The organism is Pseudarthrobacter sp. NPDC058329, from assembly GCF_042879835.1.
Classification (GTDB): domain Bacteria; phylum Actinomycetota; class Actinomycetes; order Actinomycetales; family Micrococcaceae; genus Arthrobacter.
In genome coordinates, this window is the sequence record NZ_JBHVZR010000013.1 from 1 (window position 1) to 16146 (window position 16146).

General features: G+C 67.3%; 8 protein-coding genes and 1 pseudogene. All 9 read left to right on the forward strand.

Features of this window, described 5'->3' with window-relative positions; genetic code table 11:
• Positions 1-5109: Ig-like domain-containing protein (locus tag ACFVYC_RS15810; RefSeq protein WP_387551940.1), on the forward strand; the 5109-nt coding region annotated here is incomplete at its 5' end.
• Positions 5110-5187: 78 nt separating this feature from the next.
• Positions 5188-6159: an AAA family ATPase gene (locus ACFVYC_RS15815; protein WP_387551942.1), complete on the forward strand. Its 972-nt coding sequence runs from the start codon at positions 5188-5190 to the stop codon at positions 6157-6159.
• Between the two features lie 56 nt (positions 6160-6215).
• The gene (locus ACFVYC_RS15820; protein WP_387551944.1) at positions 6216-7547 is read left to right on the forward strand and encodes a DUF58 domain-containing protein; all 1332 of its coding nucleotides are present in this window, start codon (positions 6216-6218) and stop codon (positions 7545-7547) included.
• A complete protein-coding gene (locus tag ACFVYC_RS15825; RefSeq protein ID WP_387551946.1) occupies positions 7544-10084 on the forward strand; it encodes a transglutaminaseTgpA domain-containing protein in 2541 nt (846 codons plus the stop codon). Before ACFVYC_RS15820 ends, ACFVYC_RS15825 begins: the two co-directional genes overlap by 4 nt.
• Positions 10081-10161: pseudogene (locus ACFVYC_RS15830) on the forward strand (zinc-ribbon domain-containing protein); the annotation flags it as partial. The gene ACFVYC_RS15825 and the pseudogene ACFVYC_RS15830, both read left to right, overlap by 4 nt.
• A 222-nt stretch (positions 10162-10383) precedes the next feature.
• Positions 10384-11565 (forward strand): RDD family protein, encoded by a 1182-nt coding sequence (locus ACFVYC_RS15835; RefSeq protein ID WP_387552207.1) that lies wholly within the window; start codon positions 10384-10386, stop codon positions 11563-11565.
• Positions 11562-12542, forward strand: a complete 981-nt coding sequence (locus ACFVYC_RS15840) for a PP2C family protein-serine/threonine phosphatase (RefSeq protein ID WP_387551948.1) — start codon at positions 11562-11564, stop codon at positions 12540-12542. The genes ACFVYC_RS15835 and ACFVYC_RS15840 overlap by 4 nt, the downstream gene beginning before the upstream one ends.
• Positions 12529-14361 (forward strand): FHA domain-containing protein, encoded by a 1833-nt coding sequence (locus tag ACFVYC_RS15845; RefSeq protein WP_387551950.1) that lies wholly within the window; start codon positions 12529-12531, stop codon positions 14359-14361. The genes ACFVYC_RS15840 and ACFVYC_RS15845 overlap by 14 nt, the downstream gene beginning before the upstream one ends.
• Positions 14358-16067, forward strand: a complete 1710-nt coding sequence (locus tag ACFVYC_RS15850) for a serine/threonine-protein kinase (protein ID WP_387551952.1) — start codon at positions 14358-14360, stop codon at positions 16065-16067. The genes ACFVYC_RS15845 and ACFVYC_RS15850 overlap by 4 nt, the downstream gene beginning before the upstream one ends.
• The last annotated feature ends 79 nt before the right edge of the window (positions 16068-16146 follow it).

Below are 16146 nucleotides of genomic sequence, written 5' to 3' on the forward strand. Positions count from 1 at the left end.
GTGAACCGGGACCTGGTGGTCCTCAATGACGTGAATTCCGGGAACGTGTGGCTGGTCAACCAGAACATGCAGCTCGTCAACAACTGGGACGACGTTGTTCCGCCAAAAAATGAATCTGACGAACAGGACCAGGAGTCGGCGGACAACAACACCATCAACGTCCTGCCGGACCGCACCAAACCCAACCGTCCGCCGGAAACCAAGCCCGACGCCGTTGGCGTCCGCCCGGGCCGGACCACCGTCCTCAGCGTCCTGGATAACGACTCCGACCCCGACGGCGACGTGCTTACCGCAGCCGTGGCTGCCGCCGGCCCCCAGTCCGGCACGCTCGAGAACATCTACGGCGGCACGGCCTTCCAGGTCTCCGTACCGGCTGACGCCAAACCGGGCACCGAGACGTTCAGCTACAACGCCTCCGACGGCCGCGGGCTTTCCGCTACCGGCCAGGTCACCCTCAGCGTGGTGGACCCGGAGGAGAACAAACCGCCGCAGTTCAAGCGCGGCGACAACACCACCATGCTGGTGGAACAGGGCAAAACCGTCAGCCAGAACATCCTCACCGACTGGATCGACCCTGACGGCGACGACCTGGTGCTCCTGGACGCCAAAACCGACAACGAGCAGGACCAGGTCAAGGTGCGGCGCGATGGATTGCTGACCTACCAGGACTCCGGCGCGACCGCCGGCAAGAAAAACGTGGAAGTCACCATCTGGGACGGCCGCGACACCGTCACCGGAAAGGTGGTGGTGAACGTCCAGCCGCCGGGTGCCCTGGCACCGGTGGTCAACGCCGACCACGTCACTGCCGTGGTGGGCCAGGACCTGGTGATCTCCCCACTGAAGAACGACGTCGATCCCAACGGAAGTGCCCTCCGGCTGGCCCAGGTGGAAGCCAACGGTCCCGCCGAACTGGGCCCCGTCACCGACGGCGGCACGTTCACGTTCCGCAGCACCACGCCCGGCCCGGTCTACCTCACGTACATCGCCAGCAACGGCCCGCAAAGCAGCCAGGGGCTTATCCGGGTGGACGTGGAATCCGGCGACGACACCGGCAACCCGGTGGCCGTCCACGACGTCGCACTGATGCCCACAGGTGGAAGTGTGCTGCTGGATCCGCTGGCCAACGACTCCGACCCGTCCGGCGGGGTGCTGGTGCTGCAGTCCGTCAAGCTCCCGGAAAACTCCACCGCCTCCGTCAGCGTGATCAACCACAGTGTCCTGCGCATCACGGACATCCTGGGGACCAAGGACCCCATCCTCTTCGAATACACCGTGTCCTACGGGAAGAAGTCAGCCACCGGCAGTGTCTCGGTTGTCCCGGTCCCTGCCCCCGCCGTCGTGGAAGCACCCCAGCCCAAACCGGACGAAGTGAACGTCCGCGTCAACGACGTCGTCACCATACCGGTGCTCGAAAACGACACCCACCCGCAGGGCCAGGAACTCTCCGTGGACCCGGTCCTGCCGCAGGGCGTGGATCCGGCGGACGGCAAGAGCTTCGTCTCCGAAAACACGCTGCGGTTCATCGCCGGCAGCCAGCCCAGGACAGTCCGGGCCATCTATAACGCCGTGGACCCGCAGGGCCAAAAGAGCGCCGCCGCCGTGACCATCCACATCCTGCCGCTGGAAGGCGCGGAGAACTCGCGCCCCCAGCCGCGCAACCTCACCGCCCGCGTGGTGGCCGGCGGCACAGTCCGGATCCCGGTTCCGCTGGACGGCATCGACCCCGACGGCGACTCGGTCCAGTTGACCGGCATTGACAGCACCCCGGCCATGGGCACGGCCACCGTGGGCAGCAACTTCATCGACTTCACAGGTGCCGGTGACGGTGCCGGAACCGACACATTCCGCTACAAGGTGATGGACCGCCAGGGTGCGGTCAATACGGGCACAGTGACCGTGGGCATTGCGCCGCGCGGTGAGGTCAACCAGAAGCCGACTCCCGTGGACGACGAGGTCCGGGTCCGCCCCGGCCGCCAGATCGCCGTCGATGCCACCGGAAACGACACCGACCCCGACGGTGACCTGATCCGCATCCTGACGGACGGCATCGACGCTGATCCCGCACTCCAGGCCGCGGTGAGCAAAACCAGCGGCCGGATTATCCTGCTGGCACCGGGGGAGGCGGGCACCGTCAACGTGCGCTACACCATTGCCGATGACCGTGACGCCTCCGCACAGGCGGCCATCCGCGTGGTGGTGGACAACGAAGTGCCGCTCAAGGCGCCGATCGCCCGGGACGACAGGGTGACCTCGGCCCAGACTCTGGGTAAGACGGCCGTCGACGTCCCCGTCCTAAAGAATGACGAGGACCCGGACGGCGTGGGGGAGAACCTCAAGGTCAGCACCGAAAGCACCACTGCAAGGCCCGGCGCGGAGGGCAACATGGTGGTGGACCTGACGGAGCAGCCGCAACTTATCCCGTACACCGTGGAGGACGTGGACGGCCAGCAGTCGACCGCTGTCATCTGGGTTCCCGGTCTGGGACAGCAGGTGCCTACGCTGGCCAAGGACGAAGTGATCGAGGTCATCGCGGGCCAGTCCGTCGATGTCCGCCTGGACGAGTGGGTGAAGGTCCGCGAGGGCCGTTCGCCGCGGCTCACGCAGGCTGACCGGATCAAACTGATCGGCGCCGACGGCGGCGATCCCGTGACGGGGGACGGTACGGGACTGAAGTACACGGCAGGCGCCGACTACGCGGGCCCCGGCTCATTGACGTTCGAGGTGACCGACGGGACAGGCCCGGACGATCCCGCCGGCCTGAAATCCACGCTCAGCATTCGGACCAAGGTGCTGCCCGATCCGAACAAGAACAACCCGCCGGAGCTTTTGGGCGCCAGCGTGGAAGTCCCCAAGGGAGACTCGGCCGGCACCGACCTGGGGAAGCTGACCTCGGACCCGGACCGGGACGACGTTGAAAAGATGAAGTATGAGCTGGTGGGCGGTTCACCCGCAGGGTTCAATGCCGGCATCAACGGCAGGAACCTTGTGGTTTCGGCTGCAGACTCGAGCGGCACCGGAACCACCGCCGCGGTGCAGGTCAAGGCCAAGGATCCCCGCGGTCTCGAAGCCACCGCTACGTACGAACTGGCGGTAACTGCCTCGAACCGGCCCAAGCCTGTGGCCAACGATGACCTGGAACCGAATGCTGCCGCCGGCAAGCCGGTGACTATCAACGTCCTGGCCAACGACGCCAACCCGTTCCCGGAGACAGCACTGAAGATCATTGCCGCCGGAGCGGAAACAGGGAGTGGAAACGTTGAGGTGGCTGGTGATTCCGTCACCGTGACCCCCGCCCCCGGCTTCACCGGCACCATGGTGGTGTCCTACACGGTGGCCGACAAGACGGAGGATTCTTCCCGGCATGCCACCGCCCGCGTCCGGCTCACCGTCAAAGACAAACCGCAGGCACCCGCCACCGCCCAGGCGCAAAGCGTGGGCGACCAGACGGCGCTTCTCACCTGGACGGCGCCCGCGGACCGCGGCTCACCCATCACCAAGTACACGGTGTACGGCGAGGGCGGGTTCCAGCAGGACTGCCCGGCCAACACCTGCACCCTCAACGGACTGGTGAACAACACCAAGTACCACTTCCAGGTGACGGCCACCAACGAGTTCGGCGAGTCGGACCGCTCGCCTGCCTCTGCGGAGGTGCGCCCGGACGTGAAACCCGACACCCCGCTGGCGCCGTCGATGAAATTCGGCGACAAGGAACTGTCCATCAACTGGACGGCCCCGGCCAGCAAGGGGTCACCGGTGAAGTCCTACGACCTAGAGATCTCACCGCCGCCGCCGGGACAGAACGCCCAGATCCAGAACATGACGGCAGTCAGCTACGTCTGGAAGGGCCTGCAGAACGGAGTCTCCTACAAAGTCCGGGTCCTGGCCCGCAATGACGCCAAGGAACCCTCCGGGTGGAGCCCCTACTCGGCTGCCGAAGTGCCGGCCGGAGTGCCGGCCACGCCCGCCGCCCCTGCGGCTTCGCAGGCAGGGTCCCTTGGTGCGCAGAGCCAGCTGAAGGTCACCTGGACAGCGCCGAACAACAACGGCGACGCCGTCTCTGCCTATACCCTGACAACCCTGCGGGCCGGTGCAGTGGTTTCCAGCCAGCAGGTTGCCGGCACCTCGCAGAACGTAACGGTGGACAACTCGGAAGCGAACTACACCTTTACGGTTTCGGCCACCAACAAGGCCGGCACCAGCGGTACAAGTGCCCAATCGGCTGCGATCCGGGCTGTAGGCAAGCCGGGAACTTTGGCAGCACCTACAGCGGCCCCCGCGGACACCGACGGCAACGGAGGCAAGATCGACGTCCGGTTCACGGTGCTGACGGATGCGCAGCGGAACGGCTCTGCAGCGAGCGAAATTACCTACCGGTACAGCCTTACCTCAGGAGGCGGCAGCGGCAGCATCCCTGCGGGAGGAGGCATCGTGCCGGCACCGAACGGAACACAGACCGGCGTCGTTGTTTGGGCAGTATCATCCCGGAGCTCATCCGCAGGTGATGCGAGCGCAGCGTCCAACGCCGTCAATCCCTATGGACTGGCACTTGCTCCGACAGTGAACGGGAGCAAAAGCAGCGGCGTCGGGGACAAAACGGTCTCATGGACGTGGACCCAGCCGGACGGAAATGGCCGCGCTGTAACGGGCTACCAGTACAGTGTGGACAACGGCGCCTGGCAGGATACCAACCAGCGATCGTTCTCGAAGACGGTGGGCTACAGCGAAACCGTCACACTTCGTGTCCGGGCGGTCAGTGCCGGCCAGGCGGGCAGGATTGGCAGCGATACGTCGCGCAGCGGGGCGGAACCCCCGCCCCCCGTGCCCACATCGTGGAACGTCACAGCCAGTCCCGTCCGCAGCTGCACCGAACCGCGGAGGGGAACGGACAGCTTCCGGGACGGCAACCCGTCCTCGTGCGTTGGCGAGGGCAAGTGGCTTGACGCCGGCGCACCGTCCGCATCAGACCGCTACCAGGTCTGGTACAAGACCTCGAATAACCCAAGCGGCATCTGGTACCACCTGACCTCCGGCATGGCCGCCGGAAACTGGGTGCGCTGCGACACAACCAACGTAGGATGCAACCCGCCCAGCGGGATGCCGAACCGTTAGCCGGATACCCATCCTTTAACCGCCGGGCCTACAGTCCCGGGACCGACGATTTTGAACCAAGAAAAAGGAAGCTACATCATGACCATGACCACCGAGCAGGCCGAATGGTTTGCAGGCACCTTCGAGAAGCTCGTTGCCAACGTGGGGCAGGCCGTCCTGGGCAAGGAACACGTCATCCGGCTGACTTTCACGGCCATGCTCGCCGAGGGACACGTGCTGTTCGAGGACGCCCCCGGCACCGGCAAGACCTCCCTGGCCCGGGCCCTGGCCGCCACCGTGCAAGGCTCCAACAACCGCATCCAGTTCACTCCCGACCTGCTGCCCTCGGACGTCACGGGTGTGACCATCTATGACCAGAAGACGCAGAAGTTCGAGTTCCACAAGGGGCCGATCTTCAACAACATCGTCCTGGCCGACGAAATCAACCGGGCCTCGCCGAAAACGCAGTCCGCCCTGCTGGAAGTGATGGAAGAATCCCGGGTCACCGTGGACGGCGTCACCTACTCCGCCGGCCGTCCGTTTATGGTGATGGCCACGCAGAACCCCATCGAACAGGCCGGCACCTACCGGCTGCCGGAGGCACAGCTTGACCGCTTCCTGATCAAAACGTCCATCGGCTACCCGGACCACGCCTCCACCGTCCGGCTCCTCGGCGGATCCAACCTGAAGGACCGCTCGCAGGAGCTGTCCGCCGTTATCACCACCCAGGCGGTAGCGGACATGGCTGACCTTGCCGCCACCACCCACGTGGATACTGCTGTCCTGGAATACATCTCCCGGTTGTGCGAGGAAACCCGGAACGCACCGGAAACCCGGCTCGGAGTCTCGGTACGCGGCGCCCTGGCCATGGTCCGCGCGGCAAAGGTGTGGGCTGCCGCCCAGGGCCGGAACTTCGTCCTGCCGGACGACGTCAAGGAACTCGCCCCGGTGGTATGGACGCACCGATTCGTGATGGACCCCGAAGCCGAGTTCTCCGGAGCCACGGCGGACGCCGTCCTGACCCGGATCCTGGCGGACGTCGCAGCGCCGCAGCAGCGCACCAACGCCTGACGCCGGGCCTGAGGCCCCGGCACAACCCCAACCAGCGCAACAACGAAGGCACACATATGTCCAGCGGCACCCCGTTGACCCGGCTCACGGAGCGTCTCAAACAACCCTTCCACAGGGACGGCAGGCCCACGCGCCTGCACCCGTCCGCCGTCTGGGCGGAGGCCAGCAGCACCGCCGGGCTTGCCCTGGCCCCGGCCTGGCGTGCCGCTAAAGCGGCCTGGCTGAAGTACGCCTGGCCCGTACTCTCGGTGGTCAGCGTGCTTGGCTGGTCGGTACTCGCGGCGGCGGTCCTGTTATGGACCGCCGGCCAGGCCTATGGCTGGCAGGAAGCAAAGGCAGCAGCGGTGGCGGCCTTTGTGATGTTCGTGACCGCCGTGGCCTTCATCCTGGGCAGGTCCACCTACGGGGTGGTGCTGGACCTGGCCCGGACCCGCGTGGCCGTGGGGGACAGCGCCGTAGGCAGCATCGCCGTCACCAACACGTCCAACCGTCCACTGCTGCCCGCGGCAGTGGAACTGCCGGTGGGCAGCGTCACTGCCGTTTTCCACCTGCCCCGGATGAAGCCGCAGCAGGTCCACGAGGACCTCTTTACCATTCCCACGGCGCGCCGTGCCGTGATCGTCGTCGGGCCCGTCCGCTCGGTCCGCGCCGACCCGCTGCACCTGCTGCGCCGGCAGGTCCTGTGGACCGAACCGGAGGACCTCTTCGTCCATCCCCGCACCGTCGCCATCGCAGGGTCTGCTGCAGGGTTCATCCGGGACCTCGAAGGTATGCCCACCACCGAACTCTCCAGCGCCGACGTCTCCTTCCATGCTCTGCGGGACTATGTTCCGGGGGATGACAGAAGGCACATCCACTGGAAGACAACGGCGCGGACCAACAAACTGATGGTCCGCCAGTTTGAAGAGACACGCCGCGCCCACCTGGCCGTCTCGCTGTCCATCAACACGGACGAATACGCGTCCGAGGCGGAGTTTGAGATGGCCATCTCCGCCGCTGCTTCCATCGGACGACAGGCAATCCGCGAGCAGCGTGAACTGGACGTCCTCACCCAGAAAGGCCCGCTGCGGTGCGAAACGGGCCGCAACATGCTTGACGACATGACCAGGATCGTGGGCGCACCCATGCGCCGCACCGCCGTCGACCTCGCCCGGACGCTCGCCGACACCGTGCCCAACGCCTCGGTGGTGTTCTTCGTGGTGGGCAGCAACGTCACCGCCACCCAGCTCAGGTCCGCGGCCGCCTCGGTATCGCCCGGCGTTCGATGCCTCGCCGTCCGGGCGGAAGCAGGCGCCGCGTCCAGCAGGGCGAACATCGCTGACCTGACGGTGCTCACCCTGGGCGACCTCGCCGACCTTGGCATCGTTCTCCGGAAGGCGGCAGCATGACATCCCCGGCAGGTTTGCGCCCGCGCACCCCATCCTCACGGCAATCACGTGGCACCCAGGGATCACCCTTTGCAGACGGCCAACCGCTCTGGCATTTCCTGCTGGACGCCGGCGCCCTGACCGTACTCCTGGGGCTGGGCCTGCTGGGCTTTGGGCTCAGCTTCGGCGGTGACCCGTACTACCTGGTGTCCGGCTTCGGCGGGATCATCCTGGGCCTGGCCATCGGCGTCCTCAACGTGCACCTCCGGCTGGGGCTGCTCATCACCTCGGCCCTGGTACTGGGTGCCTACCTCGCGTTCGGGACGCTGCTTGCGGTACCGGACTCGGCCATCGCCGGGTTCGTGCCAACCCTGGACTCGCTCCGGATCCTCCTTTTGGGCGTCGTGTTCGCCTGGAAGGACATGCTGACCGTCGGCGTCCCGGTGGGAACGGCCGGCGGGGTACTCATCGTCCCGTTCCTGAGCTCCATGATCGCGGCACTGGTGGCAGCGGTCCTGACTTGGCGTGCCAGGAGCCCCTACCTTCCGCTGATCCCGGTACTGGTCCTCTTTGTCACCGGCATCGCCTTCAGCACCAACGCCGCCTTCCTCACCCTCGAGCGCGGCATCGGCCTGACAGTCCTCGGGATCGCCTGGGCAACCTTCCGCCGGGACGCGCTGCGCAGGAATACGGGCCGAAAGGTCTCCGTCAACAACCCCCAGACGGATTCCGCCACCGCGCAGCGCGCCAGGCTCCGCAGGCTCGGCATGGCAGCCGGAGTCATTGCCGTCAGCGTGGCCGTCACAGCGCTGACCGCCCCGCTGGTAACCGCCGGAGGAGACCGGAAGGTCCTCCGCAACGTTGTGGTCCCGCCGTTCGACCCCAAGGACTACATCACGCCGCTCGCGAGTTTCCGGACGTTCGTCAAGGATAAAAAGGACGACACGCTCCTTGTGGTCAAAGGGCTCCCGCGGGACGGGCGGGTGAGGCTGGGTGCCCTGGACGCCTTCAACGGCACCAACTACACGATGGATCCCAACGGCTCGGGCAACTTCAGCAAGGTGGGCGACACCGAGTCCATCAACACCCTCGCTGACACGTCCGGAACTGTTCCCACCAACGACTACTCCATCGGCATCACCATCGAGGACTACCAGGGCTTCTTCGTTCCGGGCGGCCGCAAGACCACCGGCATCAGCTTTGACCAGGGTGCCTCCGCTGCGGCTTCGGGCCTCTACTTCAACTCCGGCACTGATACGGCCGTCACCACCAACGGGCTGTCCAAGGGCGACTCCTACAGCGTCCAGGTCTCTGATCCAGTAAAGCTCGAACACGGCCAGCTGACGCAGTACGACTTCGCCCAGGTGTCCCTGCCGGCCCCGTTGGAGGTGCCGCCGGTGGTGGGATCCCAGGCGAACGACCTCTCGGCGGATGCCCCCACGGCCATTGACCGCGTGCGCCAGATTGAAGCCCACTTCCAGAAGACGGGGGCCTTCAGCAACGGACTGGTCAGCGAAGGGCAGTTGCCCAGCGTCTCCGGCCACGGCTCCGCGCGCATCAGGAACTTGCTGACCGCAAAGCAGATGCTGGGCGACGACGAGCAGTACGCCGTGGCGATGTCCCTGATGCTGCGCCACCTCGGCATCCCGTCCCGCGTGGTGATGGGCTTCTACCCAGAGCCGGCGAGCCCGGAAAACGGCGCCGGGGAAGTCAGGATCACAGGCAAGGATGTGCACGCCTGGGTGGAGGTCGCGTTCGAGCGGGTGGGCTGGGTCAGCTTCGACCCCACCCCGCCCAAGGACAACGTCCCCATCCCGCCGGATCCCGAGAACAAATCCAAGCCCAAGCCCCAGGTCCTGCAGCCGCCGCCCCCGCCGCAGGAACCCGCGGACCTTCCGCCGGACTCTTCGCCGGACGCGCTGGACGCCGACCAGAAAAAGAACAACCCCTGGCTGTTCTGGGGAGCTCTGCTGGGTGCCCTTGGCGTTGCACTGATCCCGCTGTCCATCCTTGCGCTGCCGCTGTTGCTGATTGGGTTGCTGAAATCACGACGACGGAAGTCCCGTTTCCGCGACGGTGACCCTGCGCAGCGGGTGGGCGGGGGGTGGAGCGAGGTGGTGAGCCTTGCGACCGACATGGGTGCCGCCGTCGACACCCGTTCCACGCGCCGTGAAAGCGCAACGGTGCTCGCCGAGGCTTTCCCCGGCAGCGGCGGTACCACCACCATGCTGGCACGGCGTGCAGATGCATCGATCTTCGGCGCCGGCCAGCCCAGTGAGGACGAGGTCCGCGAGTACTGGGCCTTCGTTGACGGCTCGCTGAAGGAAATGACGTCCACGGTAGGGTTCTGGCGCCGGCAGCAGGCACGGTTCTCACCGCGTTCCCTGCTCGCGGACGCGCGCACGCTCCTCAGCCGCCGCGGCGCCCGGCCGGCACTCCCGGCGCGGCCGTCCCGCAGGGGAACCGGCCGCCGTCGTCCTGCAACAATTGCCCGGGAAACAACTGCCCAGGACACAAGTACGCAGGAAACAACAACGCAAGGACCCGGTCCCCAGTGACAGACGACCCCGGGCGCTGCCCCCACTGCCGGCAACCGCTCCGCGCCGGGGCTGCCTTTTGTGCAGCCTGCGGGGCGCCACTGCCCAACCGGGCAGCGCGCAACCTCCGCCAGCCCCACCCGGTTGCTGATCCCCAACCCGGTTCCCCGGCAGCGCACGTGCCGGGGATTCCCGGTACTATCCCGATAGTAGAAAGGCCCCAGGCATTCGCTGCCGGGGGCATCAACGCGGGCACGGTCCGGGCGAGCGCCGGCGGGTCCACCAGGCCGGTGGGTGCCGGTCCAGGGGGAGGAACGGGAATGGCAGTGAATCTTCAGCTTGCTCCGGCTACAGCGGGCAAGCGGCTTGGTGCTGCCGTGATTGACTGGCTCCCGCCCCTGGCAGTGCTCGTGGTCACGTTTGCCGTCGGTTTTGCCGGCATCACACGGACCCGCAGCGGCGGCTTCATTATCTACGACACCGGCTCGTTGGTGCTGTTCGGCGGCATCGGGCTGGGACTGACACTGGTGTACCTGCTCGTGGTGCTGGGGTGGGAGGCCCGGACAGGCAAGACGCCGGGCAACATGCTGATGGGGATCCGCAGTGCGGACAACGACGGCTTCGCGCCCGGTGCCGGTGCCGTTTTCCTGCGCGGCCTGGTCACGGGTGCCGGCATCCTGCTGGCGCTGGTCGCTGCGATCCTTGTGGTGGTCTTCCAATGGTTCGGGGCCGCACTCCTTGTCCTCGGCCCGCTGGTGCTGGCCGGTGCGGGGTGGGCTGTGCTGGTGGTGCTGTCCAACAGTTGGGACAAGAACGGCAGGCTCCGCGGCTGGCATGATGCTGCCGCCAAAACCCTCGCCTTCGACGTCAAGGCAGGCCGCGATCCCATCACCACGGGCGGCATCCAGGGACCGTACAGCTTCGCGCCGCTGGACCTGCCGCCGGTGCAGCAGGTGCTGTCCCCGGTGGCCGGCGCCAACGCACCCAAAATCATGGACGTCCGGCAGCCAATCACGCACCCCGGCCCGCAGGTCCCCGCTCCCGGGGGGCCTGCCGCGGCTCCTCCGGCCGAGGCTCCTGTCCGGACGATTCCAGAGCCGCAGCAACACCACCCGGACGACGACGTGGAGCGCACCCAGGTGCGCCCCGGGTCAGCCACGCCGGCACCCGTCGCTGTCCTGCGGATAAGGCTCGACGACGGCCGCGACTTCCAACTGGACCGCAGCGTCCTGGTGGGCCGGAATCCGGTGGGCCAGGCCGGCGAACAGCAGGCCCAACTGCTCGGCGTCGACGACCCCGGCCGGTCCATCTCCAAAACCCATCTGCACCTGCTCACCGACGGGGCCGGCATCTGGGTAACGGACCGGAATTCCACCAACGGCAGCGCGGTCACCACCCCGGACGGCCGCCGCACTTCCCTTCAGCCGGGAGTGCCCGCATTTGTTACTCCGGGATCCAGTGTCCATTTCGGAGACCGCACCTTTTACCTAGGACAGGCATGAACCAACAGCCCTCAAGCGTTCCCTCCAGCGTCGAACCGGGGGCGGGGCTCAGCCTGAGCGTCGGTTACGGAACGGACCGGGGACTCCGCCGGGAGTTGAACGAGGATTCCTTCATCGCTTCCGACCCGCTTTTTGCCGTTGCTGACGGGATGGGCGGCCACGAAGCAGGCGAGATAGCCAGCGGCATGTGCGTCCGGGCCCTGGCCGCAATACCCCAGCTCAGCACGGGCGAGCGGAGCGTGACGGCGGCTGTCCTCCAGCAGTACCTGGTCCACGCGGACAATTCCATCCGCGAGGCCACCGGTGCCCGGGCCGGCACCACTCTCGCCGGCGCGGTCATCGTGGAACAGATGGGCATGCCCTACTGGCTGGTGATGAACATTGGCGACTCCCGGACCTACCGCCTGAGCCAGGGCAGGTTCGAGCAGATCAGCGTGGACCACTCCGAGGTCCAGGAACTGGTTGACGCCGGCGAGATTACGGCGGAACAGGCCACCGTCCATCCGCGGCGGCACGTGGTCACCCGTGCCCTGGGTACCGGCGACGAGACGGAGGCAGACTACTGGCTGCTGCCCGTGGAAGAAGGAGACCGTGTCCTGGTCTGCTCCGACGGGCTCACGGGCGAGCTGACCGATGACCATATCCACCGCATCCTCAGTACCGTCGGCAATCCCCAGGACGCAGTGGACGCCTTGATCCAGGCTTCGCTCCGCAGCGGCGGCCGGGACAACGTCACGGTGATCGTGGTGGACGCACGGAACGTGCTGAACGACGCCGGTGTGGCCACTACCGCCCCGCGCGCGGAGGCAGCCGAGGACGAAGTGACGCTGCCGCGCTCCCGGCCGGGGCAGCAGGCAGGCGGGCCGGCAGCACCCCCGCCGGATTCACCCCCAGCGGCGCGGCCCGATTCTGATGCCGGTGCAGCACACGAGGACTCTGCACACGAAAGCGGGGCACCGGGCGATGGCCGCCACTAGCTACAGCCCCGGGACCTGGTTCGGTATTGTCCGCTCCCGCACGGCCGTCTTCCTGGGGCCGGATACCCAGCCTGCCCTTGTTGCCGCCCTCTGGGACCTGCTGGAAGGCCGTCCGGAGGTGCACGAGGTCCTCCACGCAGTGACCAGCAGTTCCGGTGCATCGCTGGCCAACATGCCTTCCTTCGGCATCCTCGACTTCGCGGGACCCCTCCGGGTGTTCCTTCGGGGGGACCTGGACGTTACGGTCCAATCCTCCGATGGCGCGGTGGAACTGAACGGCCGGGATGTGACCACCTGGACCGAACGCCGGCTCAATAAAGCCGGACGGTGCCGGCTGGCGATTTCCGCTGCCGCGGGCTTCATTTCGAACCATGGCCAGCCGGAGATGCCGATCGGGGAAGGCGTGGTGCTGCTGCAGTCCCTTGTGCTTTCACCTGACAGCGCGTCTCCGCTTCGCGGTACCCAGGCCCCGCATCAGCAGGAAATCCCGTCTGCCCCTGAACCGGCGGTTCAGGCGGAAGCGGCGTTCCTTCCCGAGGTAACGGTCGCTCCCGAGCATGGGGCCTCGGCCGAAACCGTATACGCGGTGGTCGACGAGGACTTCGATGAGGACTCCGCCGTCGATGGAGGCCTGCTGGAAACACCGGACCCCTTGGCTGGCGATCCGGAAGCTGACGGCCAATCTGCGGCCGGCGGCGGGCCGGGTTCAGCACCTGCCGCGGGTGCATCCGACCCCGTGGCGTCAGGAGCGGCCGGCCCCGCTGGTCTGCCGGAAGAGGTCCCGGCACATGAGTTGACCAGCTCCTACGACCATCTGTGGGAGCGGACGGTGGTCCGCAGGATTGAAGATGCTGCCGTCCGCGAAGAGTCCGAAGAGCCGGAATCGGCCGGCCCGGCGGCCGGCGGCCGGGAAGCGAAGGACCAGGAGGCCGCAGGCCACGCGGCGGAAGCGGCTTCACACGCGGAGCCCGTCGGCCGTGGAGAACCCCCGGCGGCGGCTGCCCTGGAGGACGGCAAAGAAACGCCGGAGACGGCCGACGTTACGCCCGCCGTCGTCCTGGACACGCCTTCCGCCGTGTCACCCCTCCCGGCACCCGCAAGGCCGGAAACCGGCGGCCTCATCGACTCGGTGCCCTGGCGCACAGCAGATGCGGGCAGCGGACCGGTCCCGCCCCCTGCGGTGCTCCCACCGATGCTGCCGGCCGTCCCCTCCGCACCCCTCGACGCCCCCGTTACGCCTGGTCCCGAAACTGGCCAGGCGGACTACGACGCTGACCACGACGGCCAGACGGTCATCAAAAGCAGCCTGCAAGGGCCTGCCGCCCAATCCGCCCCGTCGGAAAAAGATGTTTCCGCGGGCGGGCCGCTGGTGCTGGCCCGGCTCTGCCCCCGGGACCATGCCAACCCGCCCACCAGCGCCGCGTGTGCATCCTGCGGCGCGGGCCTGCTGCCTGACGCCGTCCAGGTTGCCCGTCCCCGCCTCGGCCGGATGCGCATCTCCACCGGCGAACTGGTGGAGCTGGATGAGTCACTGGTGATCGGACGGCAGCCATCGGTATCGCGCGTCCAGGGCGGTGTGATGCCCCGGCTGGTGCAGGTGGCAAGCCCCGGCGGAGACATTTCCCGCTCCCACGTCGAGGTCCGGCTGGAGGGCTGGCACGTGATGCTCTGCGACCTCAAAGCCACCAACGGCACCGTCCTGGTGCGTGAGGGCCAGCCCCCCCGCCGCCTGGCCCAGAACGAGATGGCGATCCTGCTTGACGGCGACATCGCCGAGCTGGGCGACAACATCTCGCTGCGCTTTGAGGAGATTCCTTGAGTTCCAAACGGCCGCCCGCGCCGCCACCCCACATTCCGGGGTTCACCTATGTCAGCCTGCTCGGATCCGGCGGGTTTTCTGACGTCTACCTTTACGAACAGGACCGTCCCCGCCGGAAAGTGGCCGTTAAGGTGCTGCTGTCGGACCTGAAAACCGAAGGCGCCCGCCGCCGGTTCGAGTCCGAGGCCAACCTGATGGCCCAGCTGTCCTCCCACCCCTACATCGTCACCATTTTCGAGGCCGAGGTCACCGATGCCGGGCATTCCTACCTGGCCATGGAGTACTGCTCCCGGCCCAGCCTGGATGTCCGGTACCGGCGGCAGCGGTTCAGCGTTGACGAGGTGTTGGCCGTCGGCATCCAGGTGGCATCCGCCGTGGAGACCGCACACCGCGCCGGCATCGCCCACCGCGACATCAAACCTGCCAACATTCTGGTGACTGATTACAACCGCCCCGCGCTGACGGACTTCGGCATCTCCGGAACCCTGGCCGGCGACGGTGACGAGGACTCGGGCATGTCCATCCCGTGGTCCCCGCCGGAACAGTTCACCGACGGCAGCGTGGACGGCGTGATGGTGGACGTGTGGGCGCTCGGGGCAACGCTCTACACGCTGCTGGCCGGCCGGTCGCCCTTTGTGTTGCCGGGTGCGGACAACTCCCAGCGCGAGCTCATCAACAGGATCAGCAACGTGCCGGTTCCGCGGCTCGGCCGGGCCGATGTCCCGGAATCCCTGGAGCTGGCCCTGTCCACGGCCATGGCCAAGTCCCCGCAGTCCCGGTACTCCTCCGCGCACGCCTTCGCCCTTGCCCTGCAGCGGATCCAGGCTGAACTGAACCTCTCAGTCACGCCCTTCGAAGTCCTTGAGGAGCCGCAGCAGGAGGACAACCACCCGGATGACGGGGCCGAGGAAACCCGTGTGCGGAGCATCTCGGCCATCGACCCGGAGCGGACCGGCAGCGCGCCCACCTTCCCGGCACGCACCCGGCCGGAGGCCCCCACAAGGGAAGCCCCGCCGTCGCGCTTTACCCCGCCGGCGGCACTGACGCCGGCGGCTCCCTTCACCCCGGCGGCTCCCGCGCCGCAGCCCCAGGATTGGGGCCAGTCGACGGTACTGCGCGGCGCTGCGGGCAGTACGCCGGCAGCCCAAGGTGGCAGCAATGATGCCGGGCCTCCCGCCGCCAGGCATTCCGACGGCGGCGACGTCGCGGACACCACGGTCCACCGGCCCGCCAGGACGGAAGAACCCGCCGCCGCGGCTGCTTCCGGCACCGACCACGGGAAACGCAACCTCTGGCTTGCCCTCTCCGGCGGCACCCTTTTGGCCCTCGCTGCGGTTGTGGGCATCGTCATGGCAAACGCCGCACCGCACGAACCCGCGGCCGTGCAAAGCCAGGAAGCCGGCAGGCCGCCGGCCGATGCCCTCGACAACGGCACGGTACCGGACGTCGAGGACCTCACCGGGACGATTGCAGCCGACGGCGACGCCACCTTCAGCTGGGTGAATCCGCAGCCCAAAGAGGGTGACACCTACAAGTGGCGGGTCTTCACCATTGGGGGCGGCGGCGAGTACCAGTCGATCGGCCAGGCTCCCGTGCGCGTGAAGCCCAATCCGTCGGGGGAGACCTGCATCCAGGTGATGATCGTGCGCTCGGACGGCGCCTTCTCTCCGATGGAAGAAGCCTCCATCGGCTGCACCGGCCGATGAACCGCGGGCCTTCCCGCGCAACAGCACAACAAGCACAACGACGATACCCAGAGTTTTGCCCGACGAGGAGGCACAGAAT